16 protein-coding genes, 1 riboswitch and 1 other annotated feature are annotated in these 20,929 nt (G+C 60.9%); of the genes, 15 read left to right on the top strand and 1 reads right to left on the bottom strand.

Translation table 11 applies throughout. From position 1 onward, the window contains the following. Positions 1-194 precede the first annotated feature (194 nt). From A6764_RS19170 to A6764_RS19125, 10 genes are all read left to right on the top strand, one after another. Entirely contained in the window at positions 195-2,369 is a 2,175-nt protein-coding gene (locus A6764_RS19170; protein ID WP_065067828.1) for an NAD-dependent epimerase/dehydratase family protein, read from the top strand. Then, positions 2,362-3,252, top strand: coding sequence for a hypothetical protein (locus tag A6764_RS19165; RefSeq protein ID WP_264622336.1), 891 nt, complete (start codon positions 2,362-2,364; stop codon positions 3,250-3,252). Before A6764_RS19170 ends, A6764_RS19165 begins: the two co-directional genes overlap by 8 nt. Continuing rightward, positions 3,252-5,084, top strand: a complete 1,833-nt coding sequence (locus tag A6764_RS19160) for a DUF2194 domain-containing protein (protein WP_065067831.1) — start codon at positions 3,252-3,254, stop codon at positions 5,082-5,084. Before A6764_RS19165 ends, A6764_RS19160 begins: the two co-directional genes overlap by 1 nt. Then, on the top strand, positions 5,081-6,532 hold the full coding sequence (gene pelF, locus A6764_RS19155; protein ID WP_264622335.1) for a GT4 family glycosyltransferase PelF: 1,452 nt from the start codon (positions 5,081-5,083) through the stop codon (positions 6,530-6,532). The genes A6764_RS19160 and pelF overlap by 4 nt, the downstream gene beginning before the upstream one ends. Further along, entirely contained in the window at positions 6,508-7,917 is a 1,410-nt protein-coding gene (gene pelG / locus A6764_RS19150; RefSeq protein ID WP_065067833.1) for an exopolysaccharide Pel transporter PelG, read from the top strand. The genes pelF and pelG overlap by 25 nt, the downstream gene beginning before the upstream one ends. A 21-nt stretch (positions 7,918-7,938) precedes the next feature. Next, a complete protein-coding gene (locus tag A6764_RS19145) occupies positions 7,939-9,663 on the top strand; it encodes a CotH kinase family protein (protein ID WP_264622334.1) in 1,725 nt (574 codons plus the stop codon). Positions 9,664-9,682: 19 nt separating this feature from the next. Continuing rightward, the gene (locus A6764_RS19140) at positions 9,683-10,390 is read left to right on the top strand and encodes a polyphosphate polymerase domain-containing protein (protein WP_238550902.1); all 708 of its coding nucleotides are present in this window, start codon (positions 9,683-9,685) and stop codon (positions 10,388-10,390) included. A 50-nt stretch (positions 10,391-10,440) separates the two neighbouring features. After that, positions 10,441-11,121: a DUF4956 domain-containing protein gene (locus A6764_RS19135; protein ID WP_029097918.1), complete on the top strand. Its 681-nt coding sequence runs from the start codon at positions 10,441-10,443 to the stop codon at positions 11,119-11,121. Between the two features lie 138 nt (positions 11,122-11,259). Further along, positions 11,260-11,503 (top strand) — a binding site (T-box leader). Positions 11,504-11,606: 103 nt separating this feature from the next. Next, a complete protein-coding gene (locus A6764_RS19130) occupies positions 11,607-12,107 on the top strand; it encodes an Lrp/AsnC family transcriptional regulator (RefSeq protein ID WP_029097917.1) in 501 nt (166 codons plus the stop codon). Next, on the top strand, positions 12,104-13,282 hold the full coding sequence (locus tag A6764_RS19125; protein ID WP_065067835.1) for an aminotransferase: 1,179 nt from the start codon (positions 12,104-12,106) through the stop codon (positions 13,280-13,282). Before A6764_RS19130 ends, A6764_RS19125 begins: the two co-directional genes overlap by 4 nt. Before the next feature lie 41 nt (positions 13,283-13,323). On the opposite strand, the gene A6764_RS19120 is transcribed toward A6764_RS19125, so the two are convergent. Next, positions 13,324-14,778: an amino acid permease gene (locus tag A6764_RS19120; RefSeq protein WP_035301030.1), complete on the bottom strand. Its 1,455-nt coding sequence runs from the start codon at positions 14,776-14,778 to the stop codon at positions 13,324-13,326. Between the two features lie 106 nt (positions 14,779-14,884). Then, positions 14,885-15,073, bottom strand: a riboswitch (Lysine riboswitch). A 368-nt stretch (positions 15,074-15,441) separates the two neighbouring features. Between A6764_RS19120 and A6764_RS19115 the strand changes: the two genes are divergently transcribed. Genes A6764_RS19115 through A6764_RS19095 form a run of 5 tightly spaced genes read left to right on the top strand, consistent with a single transcriptional unit; the run spans position 15,442 to position 20,747 of the window. Continuing rightward, positions 15,442-16,512, top strand: coding sequence for an extracellular solute-binding protein (locus tag A6764_RS19115; protein ID WP_065067837.1), 1,071 nt, complete (start codon positions 15,442-15,444; stop codon positions 16,510-16,512). Between the two features lie 12 nt (positions 16,513-16,524). Continuing rightward, entirely contained in the window at positions 16,525-17,655 is a 1,131-nt protein-coding gene (locus A6764_RS19110; protein ID WP_065067838.1) for an ABC transporter ATP-binding protein, read from the top strand. Further along, positions 17,652-19,358 (top strand): ABC transporter permease, encoded by a 1,707-nt coding sequence (locus A6764_RS19105; RefSeq protein WP_029097912.1) that lies wholly within the window; start codon positions 17,652-17,654, stop codon positions 19,356-19,358. Before A6764_RS19110 ends, A6764_RS19105 begins: the two co-directional genes overlap by 4 nt. Positions 19,359-19,370: 12 nt before the next feature. Continuing rightward, positions 19,371-20,141, top strand: coding sequence for an HAD-IIA family hydrolase (locus A6764_RS19100; protein WP_065067839.1), 771 nt, complete (start codon positions 19,371-19,373; stop codon positions 20,139-20,141). Positions 20,142-20,189: 48 nt separating this feature from the next. Continuing rightward, the gene (locus A6764_RS19095) at positions 20,190-20,747 is read left to right on the top strand and encodes a glycerol-3-phosphate responsive antiterminator (protein WP_065067840.1); all 558 of its coding nucleotides are present in this window, start codon (positions 20,190-20,192) and stop codon (positions 20,745-20,747) included. Positions 20,748-20,929 lie beyond the last annotated feature (182 nt).

The raw sequence follows: 20,929 nt of genomic DNA, 5'->3' as shown, positions 1-20,929 counted from the left end.
TCCTGGGGCGGGTTCTCCCTGGAAACAGGGGCGGCATGATTCGACTTCGGGTGTCGATTTCATTATAGCATAGTGCGAATGGACCAAAAGTGCTGGTCGAAACCGCTGGTGCAGGGACTTATGTCTCAAAATGAATGGGAATTCCGAATAGAACGAACGTGCTTGTCGATTGGCAATGGATGGAGGTGTCCGGCATGAACGTTCTCGTAACGGGAGGATATGGCTTTATCGGGTCCTCGGTGGTTGAACGTTTTCACAAAGAGGGCCATCGGGTGTACATTATCGACAACCTGTCTACGGGCAGGCGGGAACGCGTGACCGTCCCCCACAAGGCGTATGCCTACAATGTGGAAGATCGGGCCTGCGAGGAAGTGTTCCGCAGCGTGGGATTTGACGTCGTGGTTCACCTGGCGGCACAGACGAGCGTCATGGACTCTCTGGAACGCCCCTGCCAGGATGCGGAGGCGAACGTCCTCGGGCTGGTCAACATGCTGAACTGCGCGCGGCTGCACGGCGTCAAAAAATTTATCTTCGCCTCATCCGCGGCCGTCTACGGCGATACCGACCAGCTTCCCGCCCGCGAAGAGACGGCCTGCCATCCGCTGTCGCCGTACGGGATGAACAAGCGGCTGGGGGAGATGTACTGCGAAAAATGGCAGGAGCTGTACAAGCTCGATACCTTGTGCCTGCGCTTTTCCAATGTCTACGGTCCCCGCCAGAGCAGCTCGGGGGAAGGGGGCGTCATTTCCGTCTTTCTGAATCAGGCGCGGGAAGGCAAACCGCTGTATGTCTTCGGAGACGGAACGCAGACACGCGATTTCGTCTACGTCGACGATGTGACCGATGCCATTTACCGTGGCGCCACGAGCGATGTGACGGGAATCTACAACGTGTCGATGGGCCGGGAAACCAGTGTGAACGAGCTGATCGAGACGATCCGAACGCTGGTCCCGGTGAAGGATGTCCAGTACCTCGACAGCAGGCCGGGCGAGATCGCCCGCTCCTGCCTGGACAACAGCCGGCTGAAGCGCGACCTGGACTGGGTGCCGCTCTATTCGCTGCAGGAGGGGATTGCTAAAACCTGGGAATGGATGCTGCGGCAGGAGGCTGCTGCGGCCCGGGAAGAGGCAGCCCCCGCGCGGGAGACGCCCGGATGGTGGCGGATCATCCGGCCGTTTGTGGAAAACGGGCTGGCCTTTGCCGCGGTTGCCCTGCTTTCCCGCGACCAGAGCGGCTTTTTGTACGAATACGGCTTTGATTTTCGGTTGGTGTACATTCTGCTGATCGGGCTCATGTACGGATCGCGCCAGTCGTTCCTCTCCGCTTCGGCGGTGATCAGCCTGTATGTCGCCGACAGCCTGGCCAACGGGCGCGACTGGGGCTCGCTGCTGTTTGACCCGGAAACGTTGTTTGTCGCCGCGGTCTACCTGTTTTTCGGCTTGTCGGTCGGGTTTGTGACGGACAAGTACAAAAAAGAGCTGGCGTTTGCCAAAAACGAGCTGGCGGTGGAAGCGCAGCGGTACAAGCTGCTGATGGACGTGTACAAGGACACGCGCAGCGTCAAGGAAGCCCTGCAGCGGCAGGTGCTGACCAACAGGGACAGCCTGGGCCGCATCCATGCGCTCGTGACCGAACTGGAGAGCCTGGAGCCGGAACAGGTGGTCGGCGCGGCGGTGAACGTGATGGAGGACCTGATGGAGTCCAGGAAAATCTCGATCTATGCCGTATCGGCAACCGGCTATTTGCGGCTGCTGCTTCAGTCCAACGACGCCGATCTGCGCGCCCCCCGTTCGCTGCACCTGAAAGACGTACCGGAGCTGTCCGAGGTCGTCACGTCGCAGCGCTTGTGGGTGAACAAAAAACTGGTGCCGGGGCTGCCGATGCTGGCTGCGCCGGTGGTTCACCAGGGGGAGACGATCGCGCTGGTCTGCGTGCACGAGCAGGGGTTTGAACGGTTTACCCTGTACCACGAAAACCTGTTTCGGATTGCCGTTGACATGATTTCCCGCTCGCTCTCCCGCGCCTTTACCTACGTGGCCGCCACGCGCAGCGAACGCTTCGTGGAGGAGACGCCGATTTTGCAGGAAGGAGCCTTTTTGGAAGTGCTGCGCAGCAAACAGGCGGCCAAGGAACGGTACCAGGCCGCGTACACCTTGCTGCACGTGGAGGCGTCCGAAAACGGCCTCAAGGAAGCGGCCGAGCGTCTTTCCCGCCTGCTGCGCGACACGGACTACATCGGGCTGTGGCGGGGCCGGCTGGTGCTGCTGTTGTCCAACTCCGGGCCGGAGGAAGCCAGGGCGGCGATGGAGCGGCTGCAAAAATACGGCGTGGCAACGCGCCTTGTGAGCGAGGATGCGGTCTATGCTTAGAGGCTCGATTGCGGTCTACTACGTGCTGACGGCGGTGTATCTGGTGCTCCTGTTCCGCCGCCGGGAACCGATGAGCGGCGGCAGGGCGGCGCTGGCCTGCCTGATTCCGTTTGCCGGGCTGCCGCTGGCGTTCATCGCCGGGAGAGCGGCGGCGAAAAGCGCGTCCGCCGATCCGGACCGGTTCGCCGACGTGGTGGGACTGAAGGCGGATCCGGCAGGCATCCTGGTCAAAGTGGACCTGGAGAAGGAGACGTCGATCGTCCCGATTGAAGAGGCGCTTGTGCTCAATGACCACGCCACCCGCCGCCGAATCGTGATGGACGCGCTGAAGGAGGAATCGCTGGACCTCGTGGGCTTTCTCGCCAAGGCTGCCCGCAACGAAGACAGCGAAACCGCCCACTACGCCGTCACCGCCATTCTGGAAATGAAGCGGGGGATGATGGCCGAACTGCAGCGGTGGTCGGTCGAACGGGAGCGCCACCCCGATGATCCGTCCGTTCTGGCCGGGTACGCCGAAGCGTTGAAGCGGTATCTCGGCAGCGGACTGATGGATGCCGAGATGGAGCGCACCTACCGCTTGCTGCAGGCGGACGTGCTGGAGCGCTTGATCCGGGAGAAGGACTGCGGGGAAGAGGCGTTCGCCGACAAGGTGGAGTGCGAACTCGTCCTGCGCCGCTACGACAGGGCGGAAGCGGCCAGCGAACGGTTTCTCCAGGCCTATCCGCAATCGGAGACGGCCTATTACACGGCGCTGAAACTGTATTACACGCTGCGGGCCGGGCGGAAGTTTCACGAGACGCTGAACAGGCTGAAACACTCGTCCGTCACCGTGTCGTATCCGACCCTGCAGATCATTCGGTACTGGAGCAGGGGTTCTCTATGATGATCAAGACAAAATCGCTCAGGCGCATGATCGTGCTGCTTGTCTTTGTCCTCCTGCTGACGCTGTTGATGCAGATGTCCCGTTCGGAGCTGGTGATGCGCTGGAACGGGGACAACGACGGGACCGGACCGCAGGCCGCCGCCCGCAACGCGCTGGCGCCTGCAGAGCTGGCCCGCATCCATCAGGAACGGCTGGTCGTTCTGGTTGACCCGGATGACGCGACGAGCCAAAAGGTGGCGTATCAGGCGGAACAAGTCCTGACCGGGATGAAAAAGCGGTTTGAGCGGGTACCCGTGGGAAGCGTCATGCCCGATCCCGCCCCCGACGGCGTGATTGTGACCGTGTCCGATTTGACGCGGCTCGCGGGAACGGAATGGCTGGACGGCTACGTGGCGCGGGGCGGCCGCGTGCTGCTGGCGATCGAGCCGGAGAACAACGAGGCGTTTTCCGCCATGTACCGCAGGCTGGACATCCTCGAGATCGGCACGTACGTGGAGACCAGCGACATTCGCCTCCATACCAACGTGCTGCTCGGGTTTGCCGGCGGCGAGTTTCGCGATCCCGGCCTGCACATTTCCGTGCTGCGCGTCAAGCTGGGACAGCACAGCCGCGTTCACGTCTCGGCGGGGGAACACGTGCCGCTGTTGTGGGAAGCGCCGTACGGAAAGGGAGCCTACATTGTGTTCAACGGCGCGCTGCTGCAGGAGAAGATCAACCGCGGGCTTTTCGCGGGCGCCATCGGCGTGCTGCTGCCCGACCTGATCTACCCGGTGCTCAACGCCAAACTGATGTACATCGACGACTTTCCCGCGCCGTTTCCCCAGGGAACCCATCCCCTCATCGACCGGGACTACCGGATGGATCTGCCGCATTTTTTCAAGAAAGTGTGGTGGCCGGACATGATCCGGCTGGCGCGCAAGCACGATCTGAAGTACACAGGGGCGCTGATCGTCACCTACGGCAACCGGGTCACCCCGCCGTTTGACTGGGAGAGCGACGCGGACGTCTCCAGCCTGGTGCTGTACGGGCGCGAGCTGTTGAAAGAAGGGGGCGAAATCGGCGTCCACGGCTACAACCATCAGACGCTGTCTACCGTTCCGCGGGTGTCGCGGGCGTTCGGCTACAACATGTGGCCGAGCCAGCGGGAGATGACGGACTCGCTTCGCTCCTTGCGGCAGTACGTCGAGTCCGTCTTTCCGCACTACCCGCTGCGCACCTACGTTCCGCCGTCCAACGCCCTGGACGAGGCGGGCCGGCAGGTGCTGAAACAGGCGCTGCCCGACCTCGTCAACATCTCGTCCCTGTACATCGAGGACATCCGAAACCTTTCCTATGTCCAGGAATACAGCGTGGCTCCCGACGGCGTGGTGGAAATGCCGCGCGTGACCTACGGGTACCGGATCGGGGAGTACGACCGCTGGATGATGGCCAACGCGGTCACCGCCTACGGCATCTTTTCCCACTTTGTTCACCCGGACGACGTGATTGACGAGGTGCGGGGCGGCAATGGTAGCTGGCGCGATCTGTACACGAGTCTGGAGGAGTACCTGGAACTGGTACAGGACCGCTACGGCTGGCTGCGCCCCATGACCGCCGCGGAGGCGAGCGGCGAGGCAAGGCAGTGGCTCGAGAGCCAGCCCGTCTTTGAGCGGCGTCCCGGCGGCTTAAACGGCTACATCAACGGCTTTACCGGCCCGCAGTACTTTCTGCTGCGGACCGACCGGAACATCGTGCGCACGAAGCGGTGCGAGGTGCGGCGCATCGAGCAGGGCGCCTATCTGGTGCGCGCGGATCATGAAATCTTTTCGATCGATTGGACGGAGAAACCATGAAGATTTGCATTGTCGCGGAAGGTTCCTATCCGTATGTGACCGGCGGCGTGTCCAGTTGGATTCATGACGTGATCAGCTCCATGCCCCGGCACGAGTTCGTCATTTTCGCGATCGGAGCGGAGGAGCGAAACAGGGCGAGATTCACCTACCGGCTGCCGGCCAATGTGAGCGAGGTGCGGGAGGTGTTTCTCGACGCTTTTTTGCAGGAAGAGGGCCGCTGGGGCCGACGATATAAGCTGAGCGGCGAGGAGCGGGACGCCCTGCAGGGGCTGATTGTCGGCGAGCGGGACACCGATTGGGAGGCGCTGTTTCGGCTGCTGCGCAGCGGGCGCTGGAACGCGTCCACGGAATTTTTAATGAGCCGGGATTACTTTGATCTGTTGAGCGATGTGGCCAGACAGCGGTACGAGCAGCTTCCGTTTCGGGAGCTGTTCTGGACCGTCCGTTCCATGCTGCTGCCGCTGATGCAGCTTCTCCGCCACCCGCTGCCCGAGGCGGACCTCTACCACGCGGTCTCGACCGGGTACGCCGGCGTCATCGCCAGTCTGGGCAAGCACCTCTACGGCAGGCCGATGCTTTTGACCGAGCACGGCATCTACTCCCGCGAGCGGGAGGAGGAGATCATCAAGGCGGACTGGGTCAAAGGCTACTTCAAAGACTTGTGGATTCGCTACTTTTACGGCCTGGCCCGCTGCGCCTACCAGTACGCCGACCAGGTGGTGACGCTGTTCAACCGCAACCGGGAGATCGAGATCGAGCTGGGATGTCCCGCGTCGAAAATCGCGATCATCCCCAACGGCATCAAGGCGGACGCGTACGCCGACCTGCCGCGGAAAACGGCGGACGATCCGGCCGTTCACATCGGCGCCATCGTGCGGGTGGTGCCGATCAAGGACATCAAGACGATGATCCAGAGCTTCGCCGCGGTCAAGCGGGAGGTGCCGGAAGCGACGTTTACCATCATGGGGCCGTACGACGAAGACCCGGACTACTACCGCGAATGCGTGGAGCTGGCGGAGACGCTGGACGTGCGGGACCTGACCTTCACGGGCAGCGTCGACGTCAAGGCCCGCATCGGCAAGCTGGACGTGGTCGTTCTCACCAGCATCAGCGAAGGGCAGCCGCTGGCCGTCCTGGAGGCGATGGCGGCGGCCAAGCCGGTCGTGGCGACCGACGTCGGAAGCTGCCGGGAACTGCTCTACGGCAGCGCGGCGGACGGGGTGGAAGGCCGCGCCGGGCTGGTCGTGCCGGTGCTGGACGACAAAGAGATCGCCCGCGCCATCATCACCCTGTGCAAAAGCGAGTCGCTGCGCCGGGAAATGGGAGAAAACGGCCGGCGCCGCGTCCTGTCGGCGTATACCCACGATCAGTTCATTTCCCGTTACGAATCGCTGTACGCCTCGCTCGGAAAGGGGGAGAAGACATGGCGGGAATCGGCTTTCAACTGAAACGGCTGTTTGACCGCGAAGGCTTGTTCGGCCGCGTGCAGGCCATCTCGTACGCCTCCCTGGTGACGGTGGGGCCGATCCTGAGCTGCATGGCGGCGGTCGCGGTCGTCCACTGGCTGCTCGTCGCCGAAATGGCGCCGTATCGGGCCCGCGAGCTGTTTCAGGCGGGAACGGCGTACGCCTTCGCCTTTTCGTTTATCGTCGCGGCTCCGTTCTCCATGCTGTTTACCCGGCTCGCGTCCGACCAGCTCTACGAACAGCGCTGCGACGAACTGCTGCCGACGTTTTACGGAAGCCTGCAGGTGGCGCTGGGCTGCGCGTCTGTACCCGCCGCGGCCTTTCTCCTGCTGGCGCCGCTGGAGCTGGCGGAGAAGCTGGCGCTGGTTGTGCTGTACATGGAGTTGACCGTCATCTGGATGGGCGTGGTGTACGTGTCGGCGATGAAGGCGTACCGGCGGATTGCCGGGGCGTTTTTCGCAGGCATGCTGCTCGCGATGGTAGCGGTCTGGCTGTACGTTCGTCTGGAAGGGGAGCGGTTGGCGGCGTTGTTTGCCGGATTTGCCGGCGGATTTTTTGTCACGGCGGCGGTGCTGCTGTGGGAGGTCGAGCGTTTTTTCCGCACGCCGCGGCCGGCGTCGCCGTACGGATTTGTTCGGGATATGCGCCGGTATCCCTCCCTGTTGGCGATCGGCCTGTTCACTGCCGTCTCGATGTATGCGCATCAGTTTGCCCAGTGGGCGTTTCACGGCGAATGGCTGGAGGGGACGTTTCGCCTGACTCCGGAATACGATGTGGCCGTCTACTATGCCGTCCTCTCCGTGCTGCCGACGCTGGTCTGGTTCGTGGTGTCGGTGGAGACGGCGTTTTACCCGAAGTATCGCCAGTATTACGACGCGATTCTCGGACAGGGGACCATTCTCGAGATCGACCGCGCCCGCCGCGAGATGGAACAGGTGCTGATCGGGGAGCTGGCCAAGCTGATGGGGATTCAGCTCGTCTTTTCGCTGGTGGCCGTCGCCTGCGGCATCCGATACCTGCCCTACATCGGTTTTACCGCCGAACAGGTGGATACGTTCAACATCCTGGTCATGGCCTTTTACGTGTACATCATGAACAGCGTCTCGCTATTGCTGCTGCTCTACTTTGACGATCGAAAGGGAGCGCTGGCGCTCTCGGCGATCTTTTTGGCGGCCAACGTGGCGGCCTCCTGGGCCCTGCGCGACGTCGAATACCAGGGGCTGTCCCTGTTTGCCGCCTCGTTTCCCGTCCTCGCCGCCACCCTGGGCAGGCTGATATACCGGCTGCGCCGGCTGCACTATGCGACGTTCAGCGCGCAGCCGCTGGTTTTGCGGGAGCATGCCCGGATGCGCGGCAGGGCAGGATGACAGCGGAGGAGGAGAAATGGGATGAAACAGACAAGGAGAAGCGGGTGGCTGGCCGTCTTGCTGGCGTTGAGCGTCGCGGCGGCGGGCGGCTGTACGCCGGACGCAGAGGTCAGCCAGCCGCAGGAGCAGGGTGCCCGGTCGGCCGTGCCGCCTGCCGGGGAGTACGCGCCCAAGCTGCAGGAAAACCGGCTGGTCTACGAAAAGGATCAGCCGGGAAGCGTCGTACATCTGTACATCACCGTGACGGAAGACAATCTCACCGCCGAGCGGCCGATGACCTGGGCGGAGCTGAACCGGATCGCCAACGAGGCCGACAGCACGGCCGAGCGGAAGCTGAACGTCATCGTGCAGGAAGGGACGGATCAGGGGCCGCAGAAAGGGATGTTCGGCTACGGAACCTCAGAGCCCAACGCCTCCATCACCCTCCGGGGCAAGTCGTCGATCCGGGCGCCGCAGAAGTCGTACAAGATCAAGCTCTTTGACAATGCCGGCTACTGGCGGGACCAGCGGACCATCAACCTGAACAAGCACGCTTCCGATTTCACCCGGCTGCGCAACAAACTGAGCTTTGACTACTTCAAGCAGCTTCCGGACATCACCAGCCTGCGCACGCAGTTCGTCCACCTGCACGTCAGGGATCTCACCAGCAGCCGTGCGCAGGCCCCGTTTGAGGATTACGGCCTGTACACCCAGATCGAACAGCCCAACAAGTCTTTTCTCCGGACGCACGGGCTGGATCCCTACGGCCATCTGTACAAGGCATCCAACTTTGAGTTTTTCCGCTATCCCGACAAGTTGAAAACGGCGGACGATCCCGCGTACGACAAACAGGCCTTCGAGTCCGTCCTGGAAATCAACGGCTCCAACGACCATGCCAAGCTGCTGCGCATGTTGGATGACGTGAACGACATGAGCCAGGATTTCGATGACGTCTTTGACCGCCATTTCGACCGCGACAACTTCCTGACCTGGATGGCGGCCAACATCCTGATGGACGACGTGGACACGTCCACACAAAACTTTTTCCTCTATTCGCCGCTGAACGCGGAGAAGTGGTATTTTCTGCCGTGGGATTACGACGGGGCGTTTGGCTACTACGGCGGTCCGGGCGGCGACCCCCGGGAGCGTTCCTTGTGGCAGCGGGGGATTCAGAACTACTGGGGCAGCGTGGTGGCCAACCGGTTTTTTAAAAATCCGCAAAACGTCGAGCAGCTCGTGGCCAAAGTGCGCGAACTGCGCGCCATCATCAATCCGGAAAACACGCGCCGCATGATCGAGACGTACAAACCGGTCGTTTCCGCTTACGTCAGACGGGAACCGGACATCCGCTACCTGCCGGGACGGGTAGACTTGTACGAGCAGGAGCTGGAGCGGATCATCCATCTGCCCGTGGAGAACGAGCAGGCATTCATCGCCAGCCTGCAGGCGCCGATGCCGTATTTTCTGGGGGATGTGGAGCAGGCGAACGGAGCGCTGACGTTTCGCTGGGGGATGTCGTACGACCTGCAGGGAGACGAGCTGACCTACCGCTTCCAACTGGCGAAAGAGCCGTCGTTTGCCCGCCCGCTGGTGGATCGCGACGGTTTGAAGGGAACTTCGCTCGTGCTGAACGGCATCGGCAAGGGCCATTACTTCTGGAGAGTCACGGTGAAGGACGCGAAGGGGCACATCATGACGGCGTTTGACAACTTCTTCGATGAGAACGGCAGCGTCTATCACGGCGTCCGCGACTTTTACGTGAACTGACGGGAGGGGGAGCCTGCGCGTGCATGGAAACGGGAACATGCTGCGTCACGAACTGAAGTACTACATTCATCCGCACGAATACGTCGGGCTGCGCAGCCGGATGCGGGCGCTCCTTCCCCTGGACCGCCATTCCGTGAGCGACGAGGGCTACCACATCCGCAGCCTGTATTTTGACGACGCCCGGGAGAGCGCGCTGTACGACAAGCTCAACGGCTACTTCCAGCGGAAGAAGTACCGCATCCGCATCTACAACGTCAGCGACCGGTTCATCCGGCTGGAGCGGAAAAGCAAGTGGAACGAGTACGTGCTCAAGGAATCGGCCGCCTTGACCCGCGGCCAGGTGTACCGGCTGCTGGAGGGTGACATCGACTGGCTGGCGGACGAGAGGCAGCGTCTGTTGGCGGATTTTTACCGCGATCTCAAAGAGGGGGCGATGAAGCCGTCCGTGATCGTCGATTACATCCGGGAGGCGTATGTGGACGAGCCGACCAACACCCGGATCACCTTTGACAAACAACTGGCGGCCGGGCTTCATTCGTTTGACCTGTTTGACCCCAACCTGGCGACCTGGGAGGCGATCCAGGGGCCGCGGATGATCATGGAGGTAAAATTCCACCGCTTTTTGCCCGGGACGATTCGCTCGCTGTCGCAGGTGTCGGCTCACCAGCGCTCGACGATCTCCAAGTACGTCCTGTGCAAGGAGAGGCAAAAAGTGTACGGCCGCTGAGGCGGATGCGCGGCGGGGATGCACTGTATGGATGGGAAAGGAAGTGCGTTATGGACGAGCTGATCACGTTTCGGGACATCATCAAAAAAAGCGTGCTCAACCTCGAGGCGTTTGCAAACGTATCGTGGGTGGACATGTGCTGGGGGCTCTTGGTCGCGTTCGCGGTCGGCATGTTCATCTACTACGTGTACCGCGCCTGCTACCGGGGAGTGGTCTACAGCCACAATTACAACGTCACGTTCGTGCTGATGACGATCATTACCGCGCTGATCATCATGACCATCAGCACCAACATCGTGCTCTCGCTCGGCATGGTCGGCGCGCTCAGCATCGTCCGGTTCCGGACGGCGGTCAAGGATCCGATGGACATCGTCTACATGTTTTGGGCCGTCTCGGCGGGCATCGCCGCGGGGGCGAAGATTTATCCGGTCGCCATCTTCGGTTCGCTGGTGGTGGGCGGGACGATCTGGTGGCTGTCGCGGCGCAAGGAGGCCACCTCCCCCTATCTCCTGATCCTGCACTACGAAGCGATCGCCGAAGAGGAGGTCAAGCGGCGGATCCGGAAAATGAACGCCGTGCTGAAATCAAAGACGGTGCGCAAGGAGCTGACCGAGCTGACGGTGGAACTGCGGATCCGCGACGACAACACCGCGTTTGTCAACGATTTCTCCGCGTTGGAAGGGGTCAAGGACGTGGTGCTGGTCAGCTACAACGGCGAGTACGCCCAGTGACGGCTCCTCCGCCCTTGTCCAGAACCGGCCGGGGGGAGGGAGGATGGGCGTATTGACAAACGCGGCCATCTGTTTTTATAATCTCTCATGCTTACCTCCTTCACCGTACCGGAGAAGGAGCGGACAGACGCATAGGAAACCACGGCCTTGAAGAGGAAGAGTAAGAGAGGGCGCTGACGTCCAGAGAGCCGGCCCGCAAGCTGAGAGGGCGGCCGTCATCTCTCTTTGAAGCCGCCTTGGAGCTCCTGCTTTTGAAACCGCGAGTAGAAAGCAGCGGATCAGCCCCCGTTATCGGGTGAAAGTCCGTACAGGACTTTCCGAGTCTGCTTTTCGCGAGGAGAGCAGAAAAGCTGAGTGGTACCGCGATTCCGTCGCCTCAGCAATCGAATCATCGGGACGATGCCCCGGGTTCGGTTGCGAGGCGATTTTTTGTTGGGGAACGCGGGTTGGCCACACGCATTTTTCACAGGAATGGAGTGAGGGAAATGGATCGTCAAAAGCAGCGTGAACTGCTGCGGCTGCTGGAACAGGACAGCCGCCTGACCCCGGAACAGATCGCCAGCCTGTTGGCGGAACCGGTGGAAACCGTGAGAGAGACGATTGCCCGGTTGGAAGCGGACAAAGTGATTGTCAAGTATCCCGCGCTTATCAACTGGGAGCTGGTGGAGGACCATCCGTACGTGACGGCCATGATCGACGTCAAGGTGACGCCGAAGCGGGACGTGGGCTTTGACGAGGTGGCGGAGCGGATCTGCCGTTTCCCGGAAGTGAAGGCCGTCTACCTGATGTCCGGCGCCAGCTACGATCTGTCCGTCGTGCTGGAAGGAAAAACGATGCGGGAAGTGGCGGCGTTTGTGTCGCAAAAGCTGGCCACGCTGGACTCCGTCGTCTCGACCGCGACCCACTTTATCCTGAAGCGGTACAAACACGACGGCATTCAGTTTGAAGACAGGGACGAAGACCACAGGATGGTGGTCACCCCATGAGTCAGCAAACCGGCGTTCGCAATCGCCTGTCCGCCACAGTCGCATCGCTCAAGCCGTCGGGCATCCGCCGTTTCTTTGACCTGGCCGCCTCGATGGAAGGGGTCATTTCGCTCGGGGTAGGGGAACCGGATTTCGTCACCCCGTGGCGCGTGCGGGAAGCCTGCATCGCCTCGCTGGAACGGGGCTACACGTCGTATACCTCCAACGCCGGTCTCATCGAGCTGCGCAGGGAGATTCACAAGTACCTGGAGGAGCGCTTCGCCGTCTCGTACCATCCGGAAACCGAGATGCTGATCACGGTCGGCGCCAGCGAAGCGATTGACATCGCGCTGCGGGCCATCGTCGATCCCGGCGACGAGGTATTGGTCGTCGAGCCCTGCTACGTCTCCTACGAACCGGTCATCCGTCTGGCCGGCGGGGTGCCGGTGTTTTTGCACACGCGCGCGGAGCAGTCGTTCAAGCTGACGCCGGAGGAGCTGGAGGCGCACATCACGCCGCGCACCAAGGCGATCATCTTCTGCTACCCGAACAATCCGACCGGCAGCACGATGTCGGCGGAGGAGTGGAAGCGGCTGCTGCCGATACTCGTAAAGCACGATCTGCTGGTCATCTCCGACGAGATTTACGCGGAGCTGAGCTATGGCCGCAGGCATGAGAGCATCGCCGCCCTGCCCGGGATGAAGGACCGGACGATCCTGATCTCCGGTTTTTCCAAAGCGTTCGCGATGACGGGCTGGCGCCTCGGCTACGTCTGCGCGCCGGCGGACCTGCTCGGCGGCATGCTGAAAATTCACCAGTACACCATGCTCTGCGCGCCGGTGATGGCGCAGATGGCCGCCCTGGAGGCGCTGCGGCATGGTCAGGCGGACATGGAGCAGATGGTGGAAAGCTACCGGCAGCGGCGCAATTTCGTCGTGCAGGGATTCCAGGAGATCGGCCTGGCCTGCCACGAGCCGGAAGGGGCGTTTTACGCGTTTCCCTCGCTGGCGTCCACCGGGCTGGACGCCAGCGAGTTTGCCGAGCGGCTGCTGATGGAGGAAAAGGTGGCCGTGGTGCCGGGCGACGTGTTTGGCGACAGCGGCAGAGGGCACATCCGCTGCTCCTACGCCACCTCCCTGGATCAGCTCCGAAAGGCGCTGGAGCGGATGGGGCGCTTTGTGCAGAGATTGTCGTGAAAAAGGAAAGGCCGGGGAATCCCCGGCCTTTGCCTCACGTATTAGTTGGATACAGTTGTCTCGTCAGTGGAGAAATCCACTTCCCGCAGCGGCACCACTTTCGTCTTTTTCACGGCCTTGTAGCCGAGCCAGACGATCAGAAACAGCGGCAGGCCGATGTACGACACGAGAATGCCGTTCCAGTCGATCGTCTCCCCGGTGAAGGCGGTGTAGTTTTGGCCGAGGATGACGAAGCAGCAGACGACAAATGCGAAGATCGGGCCGAACGGGAACCACTTCGCCCGGTATGGCAGTTGGTTCAGGTCGCGGCCTTGGGCTGCGTACGCCTTGCGGAAGCGGTAGTGGCTGATCGCGATGCCCAGCCAGGCGATAAACCCGGACATCCCGGAGGCGTTGAGCAGCCACATGTAGACGGCGCCGTCGCCAAACAGGGAGGCGAGAAACGCGAGCATCCCGATGCTGGCGGTCAGCAGCAGCGCATTGACCGGAACGCCCCGCTTGTTTACCTTGCTGAACAGCTTGGGCGCCTTGCCTTCTTTGGCCAGCATCCACAGCATGCGGGTGGAGGCGTACATGCCGGAGTTGCCCGCCGACAGGACGGAGGTCAGGATGACGGCGTTCATCACCGACGCGGCGAAGGCGAGACCGGCCTTTTGAAACACCAGCGTAAACGGGCTGATCGCGATGTTCTCGATGTCGCCGTTGACCAGGTTGGGGTTGTCGTACGGGATCAAGAGCCCGATCACGATGATCGCCAGAATGTAGAACAGCAGGATGCGCCAAAACACCTGCTTGATCGCTTTCGGCACGTTTTTGGCGGGATTTTCGCTTTCTCCCGCGGCAATCCCGACCAGTTCCGTCCCCTGGAAGGAGAAGCCGGCGATCATGAAGACGCCGAGCATCGCCATGAAGCCGCCGTTGAACGGCGCTTCGCCGACGGTAAAGTTGCGGAAGCCGACCGCTTCGCCGCCCATGATGCCGAGGATCATCAACAGGCCGATGATGATGAAGAGGATGACGGTCGCCACCTTGATCAGGGAAAACCAGTATTCCGATTCTCCGTATCCTTTTACGGACAAATAATTAAGACCAAACATGAGAGCGAGGAACAGGGCGCTCCACAGGATGGACGGCGTGTCGGGGAACCAGTACTTCATGATCAAGGCCCCGGCCGACAGCTCGACGGCGATGGTGATGGCCCAGTTGTACCAGTAGTTCCACCCCAGCGCAAAACCGAGGGACGGATCGACGAACTTCGTCGCGTACGTGGAAAACGAACCGGAGACGGGAAGAAAAGCCGCCATCTCGCCCAAGCTGGTCATCAGGAAGTAGACCATCAGGCTGATGGCCGCGTAGGCGGCCAGCGCGCCGCCCGGACCGGCGGAGTGGATGGAGCCGCCGCTCGCCAAAAACAGCCCCGTGCCGATGGAGCCGCCGATGGCGATCATGGTCAGGTGTCGGGCCTTGAGGCCCCGCTGCAGTTGATTGGATTCCATGCGTGCATGCACGACCTTTCTGATGAAATAGTCGGAAGGAAGGTCGGACATAAAAAATACCGCCACAACGAACAGGGCGGTATTGTTACATCCCCACCAAGCCTTCGTTGAAGATAGCACACCACGTTTGCCCGGCTCGCAAACGTGACAGTTCTGCCCCTTTCGGGTACAGCCCCAGCCCGTGTGCCCAGAGAATGCACAGCGGACTTCGGCGGCTTTTCCCTCCTCTGGAGTCATCGATCTTCTCTGGATCTCGTGCCAGAATCATATAAAAGCCGCGACCTCTATCCTCATCGTATTTGATGAGGATAATCTATGCAGTTATGTTATGGTTCAAGTATATAGAAAAACGGGGCAAAATCAAGGGCAAAATTTGTAAGATGCCCGTGCGTCTCGTGACCGTGACCGGAGACTCCAGCAGTCCGACTTGTCTGAAAAATTTGAGCGTTTTCATTGACAGAAAGAAATGGATCTGGTTATACTTGAAGAAACGTTGATCGGATAGCATATTTTCCCATACGGTTAGGCGGAGAAACGGAGAAAACCCTTACCCGTAAACACACTCCCAAGGGGATGTGTTTATCTACGTGAGGGTTTTTCTTTTTCTCCTGCCAAACTGTTTGACTATTCGATCAACAATAAATAGAAAGAGGGGTCTGACGCATGTTGAAAAAATGGATGAACGTCGCAGCCACGGCCGTTCTGCTCTCCACTGTCGCCCTGGCGGGGTGCTCCTCCGGCGAAGAGGCTTCGCCCGGCGGCACACCGGCAGGGAACGGATCGGCGGGAGCGAAGGAACTGGGACCAATCGCGCTCTATTCGCCGGAGACGCCGGATATGACCAAAGAGATCGGGCTCAATTTTGAAAAGGCTTACAAAGGGTCCTCCATCAACGTGCAGTACGCCGGGACCAACGTGCTGGTCAACCGCATGATCGCGGAAAAAGATAACCCGCAGGGCGACGTCTGGTACGGCGGCGGCGGATTCCTGCCGTTCGAGGCGGCCAAGGACAAGGACATCATCACATCGTATACGCCGGAAGCGATCAAGGATTGGCCGGAAGTGCGGGACGGCATCAAACTCCGCGACAAGGACTGGAAGTGGATCGGCGCGGAGGTGTTCGTGCTCGGGTTCGCCTACAACAGCGACCTGGTGAAGCCGGAAGAGGCGCCGAAAACCTGGGATGACCTGCTCGATCCCAAATGGAAAGGCAAAATCCAGATGCCCAACCCGGCCGCGTCCGGCACCGCGACCCTCACTGTGCTGAGCCAACTGATGGCCCGCGGCGAAGAGCAGGGCTGGGATTACTTCAAAAAGCTGGTGGAACAGATGAGCGCCATGCCCGACTCCGGCTCCGCTCCTTCCAAAGCGGTCGCCAAAGGGGAGGCACACATTGCGATCGCCTTTGACTTCATGGCGTACGAGATGAAGGCCAAGGGGGAGAAAATCGATTTCATCGTGCCGGACAAGACGCCGGTCATCGTCAACCCGGTGTCGCTGGTGAAGGACGGCCCGAACCCCGACGGCGGCAAGGCGCTGATTGACTACCTGCTGTCCAAGGAAGGGCAGCAGACGCTGGCCAACTGGTACCACATCCCGATCTCCAAAGAAGTGGAGTCGAAAACGCCGCTTACCCTGGAAAAAGTCATCCCGCACGCGCAGGAGCTGGACGTCGACTGGGTCGTGAACAACTACGACCGGGTGCGCAGCGAGTGGCGGCAAAAATTCCAGTAAGGAGGCTCTTGGATGGGGTCGGTTCGAATCGAACACTTGCATAAACAATTCAACGGAATCACTGCTTTGGAAGACGTCAATCTGGAGATTCGCGAGGGCGAATTCTTCGCCCTTCTGGGCCCTTCCGGCTGCGGAAAAACGACGACCATGCGCTGTGTGGCCGGTTTTGAAAGCCCCACCGCGGGAAAGATTTTCATCGGGGAGCGGGATGTGAGCCATGTGCCCGCCAACCAGCGGAACTGCGGCATGGTGTTTCAGAGCTACGCGCTGTTCCCCCATCTCAGCGTGTTTGAAAACGTCGCCTACAGCCTGCAGGTGCGCCGCTTTTACCAGGGCGGCCTGGGCACGAAGCTGTCCGTGCTGGCCCACATGCTCAACCGCAAGCTGGGGAAAGTGGACAAGGACACCGAAAAAAAGGTGCGCGACGCCCTTGATTTCGTCGAACTGGGCCACCTCGCCGACCGCCTGCCCGGACAGTTGTCCGGCGGCCAGCAGCAGCGCGTGGCGCTGGCCCGGGCGCTGATCATGGAGCCGGCCGTCCTGCTGATGGACGAGCCGCTGTCCAACCTGGACAAGAAGCTGCGCAACAGCATGCGCGTCACCATTCGGCGCATCCAGCAGAAAGTGGGGATCACGACGATCTTTGTGACCCACGACCAGGAAGAAGCGATGAGCATGGCCGACCGCGTGGCCGTGATGCAGGGCGGCAGGCTGGTGCAGGTGGACACGCCCACGGCCCTGTACAGCCAACCGGCCTCCACGTTTGTCGCCGATTTCGTCGGCGCGTCCAACATCTTCAAAGCGACGGTGAAGGAGTCCGGCGAGGCGGGCACCGTGCTGCAGCTCGTCGGCGACGGGGTGATTCGCTCCGCGTTTCCGACCAACCGCAGCGAAGTGGACGTGATCATCCGGCCGGAAAGCATCCGACTGTTTGCGGACGGGGCGCAGGTGGATACGGGAGACAACCTGCTGGAAGGCACGATCTCCATGTCCACCTATCTGGGTTCGACCATCCGCTACGACGTGCAGGTCGGCGAGCTGCAGGTGGAAGTGGACAAAACCTTCGAAGCGGGCAGCCCGCTGCTGCCGGCGGGGACGAACGTGAAGCTGGCAATCGATCCGAATGTCGTGGTGATCCTATGAAACAGCGGCACTCCTTTACCTTCAACGGCTTTACCGTGCTGAAATGGTTGATTTATCTCTTTTTCCTTGTGTTTTTGCTGGTCCCGCTGTTTTCCATCCTGCTCGTCAGCCTGACGGGAGAGCCGGTCAACCTGTTTGGCAGCCTGACCAGTCAGAAAATTTTGTCGTCCACGCTGAAGAAGCTCTCTCACCTGTCGCTGGACGCGTACTCGTCGCTGTTTGAAGGCACGGGGTACTTCGCCGCGCTGGTCAACAGCCTGAAGCTGAGCACGGGGGTGGCGCTGCTGGTGACGGTGTTGGTGCTGCCGATCGCCTACGCCTTCGCCCGCACCACCATGCCGTGGAAGCCGTTCTTCGCCGCGCTCTGCACCATCCCGCTGGTGGTGCCGACGTTCATCTCGTCCTACGCGTTTACCCTGATGTTCGGCAAGACCGGGTGGGTCAACCACATCTACCGGTCGCTGGGCGGCGAAGGCGTGCTGTTTGACGTGCAGTCGATGTTGGGAATCGTGCTGGTACAGGTCTTTTTCTTCTTTCCCTACGCGCTTTGGCCGATGGTGGCGGCGTTCAAGATCAGCGACCTGACGCTGGAGGAAGCGTCGCAAAACCTGGGGGCGCAAGGCTGGTACACCTTTTTGCGGGTGACGCTGCCGCTGGCCGTGCCGGGGATCGTCTCCAGCATGCTGCTGATTTTTACCGTCAGCTTTTCCGATTTCGGCACGCCGATCATTCTGGCGCCCAAAGACCTGAACCTGATCGTGGTCGAGGCGTACCGCGAGATCGCCGGCTTCTACAACTGGGCGGGCTCGGCCGTCCTGACCGTGATCATGCTGCTGGTGGCCGCCTTCTTTTTCTGGCTGCAGCGGTTGGTGGTCAAAGGGAAGGAGTACGGCACCATCTCGGGCAAGCCGACGCGGCAGAAGCTGAACGACCACAAAGGGGTCGTCGCCGTGCTCACTATCTACACCTTCCTGGTGATGCTGGTGCCGCTTTTGGCCGTTGGTTCCGTCTTTCTCTCGTCGCTGGCGACCACCTGGGGGCATCACGCCCTGCCCGACGGCTACACGCTGAAGCACTACCTGACCATCTTCAGCACGTCGCATAAAAATATCGTGAACAGCCTGGTGCTGGCGGCCGGAGCGCTGGTGCTGAGCGTCGTGATCGCCACGTTTGTCTCGTACTTCGTGGTGCGGCGCGGCTCCGGCGGGCTTGACTTCGTCTCGTCGATCCCGCTGATCGTGCCGGGGATTTCCCTGGGGATTGCGCTGATCCAGACGTTTAATACGGCGCCGCTGAAATTGACCGGCACCGCCCTCTTGCTGATCGTCGCCTACACGATTCGGCGGATGCCGTACATGATTCGCTCGACGATGAGTTCGATGATGGCGATCCGCAAAGACATCGAAGAAGCGGCCGTCAACCTGGGCGCCTCCAACCTGTTGGCGGCGGTTACGGTCATCGGCCCGCTGATGCTGCCGGGCATCGCGGCGGGCGCCATCCTGGTGTTCGTGACGGTGATCAAGGAGACCAGCATCTCGCTCCTGCTCGCTCCGACGGATTGGGCGCCGATGAGCCTGGCCGTGTTTCAGAACCTGCTGCGCGGCGAGTACTACACCGCTTCGGCGATGGCGATCCTGATCATCGCCATTGTCATCGCGCTGCAGTCCCTGGCGAAAAAACTGACCAAAGACCAACTGTACTAAGGAGAACGGACAATGAGAGGGTTTATCTTTGACCTCGACGGTACGGTCTATCTGGGGGACCGTTTGATTGAGGGGGCGGCGGAGGCGATCCGGACGCTGCGGGCGCGCGGCGACAAGGTGGTGTTCCTCTCCAACAAGCCGATCGCCACCCGCCAGTCCTACGCGGAGAAGCTGACGAAAATGGGCATCCCTACAACGGTGGACGACGTGCTCAACTCTTCGCTGATCACGGCCCGGTACCTGCAGCGGGTGATGCAGCCGGGCGAGCGGGTGCTGGTCATCGGGGAGCAGCCGATCCGTGACGAGCTGGCGGCGCACGGCATTGTCATGAGCGACGACCCGCACGATGTGCAGTACGTCGTCCTGTCGTGGGACCGGCAGTTCAGCTACGGGATGCTGAACGCTTTGTACCAGGCGGCGGTGCGGGGAGCCAAGGTGATCGCGTCCAACCCGGACCGGACGTGCCCGCTGGAAGACGGACAAATCCCGGACACCGGCGCGTTTATCGGGGCTTTGGAAGGGGCGACGGGCAGGCCGATCGACCTCGTGGTGGGCAAACCCTCCCCGATCGCGGCGGAAGCGGCCGTCCGCCATCTGGGGCTGGACTACGCTTCCTGCTACATGGTGGGCGACCGGCTGGAAACGGACATCAAGATGGGCAATGACACCGGGATGAATTCCGTCCTCGTGCTGACCGGCATCTCCACCAGGGAGATGGCTGAGCGGAGCGAATACCGTCCGCGCTATATTTTAAACAGTATTAAAGAAATTGTGAACATTTAGAAAGTAGTGGTATAATAGGAGCAACCAACCTGACCTGGAGGGTAACGGATGTATCCTATTGTCGATCTTGTCGAACACCAGACCATCGCCGCGGTTCAATCGGAAGCCGATGTGGACGACGCGATCAAAAGCGACGTGAATATCGTCTTTCTGTTGACCGGCTCGATTTTCAACATCAAGGAACTGGTGGACCGGATCAAGCAGGCCGGCAAATGCGTCTTTTTGCACATGGAGTTCATCGAGGGCATCGCCCCTGACAAAAGCGGCGTGGCGTACGTGGCCCAATACATCGCGCCGACCGGCATCATCTCCACCCGCAGCAACCTGATTCGGGTCGCCAAGGAGATGGGGCTGATGGCGATTCAGCGCATCTTTCTGATCGACCGCAACGCCGTGATCAAAGGCATCAAGGTCGTGGAGCAGAGCATGCCGGACGCGGTCGAAGTGATGCCCGGCGTGATGCCGAGGGTGATCCAGGAGATGACCGGCCTGACGCCGCTGCCCATCATCGCCGGCGGACTGGTCGGCACCAAGCAGGAAATTGACGACGCGCTTGCCGCAGGGGCGCTGGCCGTGTCGGTCGGCACCAAAGACCTGTGGTTTTAGTGGACGTAGTTTTCGTGTAAGTCTTCTTGTGAATAGGAAAAAGGGAAGAGAACAGGAGAACCCCCTTGAAAGGACGGCTTGTCTGATGACGGCAGGCCGCACTTTTCACGGGGGGTTTTTTTCGGCATGAAACATGGAGCGCGTGAGAAGAACCGGCGCGGGCGAAGCGGCTGCAACAGGGA

This window comes from Brevibacillus sp. WF146 (assembly GCF_001673705.2).
Classification (GTDB): Bacteria; Bacillota; Bacilli; order Brevibacillales; family Brevibacillaceae; genus Brevibacillus; species Brevibacillus thermoruber.
The sequence above is the reverse complement of the archived record's forward strand: the minus strand, read 5'-3'. Positions and strand labels throughout refer to the sequence as shown.

Coding starts and splice junctions, on each gene's coding strand:
- A6764_RS19170 (WP_065067828.1), top strand. CDS start 195: ATGAACGTTCTCGTAACGGGAGGATATGGCTTTATCGGGTCCTCGGTG.
- A6764_RS19165 (WP_264622336.1), top strand. CDS start 2,362: ATGCTTAGAGGCTCGATTGCGGTCTACTACGTGCTGACGGCGGTGTAT.
- A6764_RS19160 (WP_065067831.1), top strand. CDS start 3,252: ATGATCAAGACAAAATCGCTCAGGCGCATGATCGTGCTGCTTGTCTTT.
- pelF (WP_264622335.1), top strand. CDS start 5,081: ATGAAGATTTGCATTGTCGCGGAAGGTTCCTATCCGTATGTGACCGGC.
- pelG (WP_065067833.1), top strand. CDS start 6,508: ATGGCGGGAATCGGCTTTCAACTGAAACGGCTGTTTGACCGCGAAGGC.
- A6764_RS19145 (WP_264622334.1), top strand. CDS start 7,939: ATGAAACAGACAAGGAGAAGCGGGTGGCTGGCCGTCTTGCTGGCGTTG.
- A6764_RS19135 (WP_029097918.1), top strand. CDS start 10,441: ATGGACGAGCTGATCACGTTTCGGGACATCATCAAAAAAAGCGTGCTC.
- A6764_RS19130 (WP_029097917.1), top strand. CDS start 11,607: ATGGATCGTCAAAAGCAGCGTGAACTGCTGCGGCTGCTGGAACAGGAC.
- A6764_RS19125 (WP_065067835.1), top strand. CDS start 12,104: ATGAGTCAGCAAACCGGCGTTCGCAATCGCCTGTCCGCCACAGTCGCA.
- A6764_RS19120 (WP_035301030.1), bottom strand. CDS start 14,778: ATGGAATCCAATCAACTGCAGCGGGGCCTCAAGGCCCGACACCTGACC.
- A6764_RS19115 (WP_065067837.1), top strand. CDS start 15,442: ATGTTGAAAAAATGGATGAACGTCGCAGCCACGGCCGTTCTGCTCTCC.
- A6764_RS19110 (WP_065067838.1), top strand. CDS start 16,525: ATGGGGTCGGTTCGAATCGAACACTTGCATAAACAATTCAACGGAATC.
- A6764_RS19105 (WP_029097912.1), top strand. CDS start 17,652: ATGAAACAGCGGCACTCCTTTACCTTCAACGGCTTTACCGTGCTGAAA.
- A6764_RS19100 (WP_065067839.1), top strand. CDS start 19,371: ATGAGAGGGTTTATCTTTGACCTCGACGGTACGGTCTATCTGGGGGAC.
- A6764_RS19095 (WP_065067840.1), top strand. CDS start 20,190: ATGTATCCTATTGTCGATCTTGTCGAACACCAGACCATCGCCGCGGTT.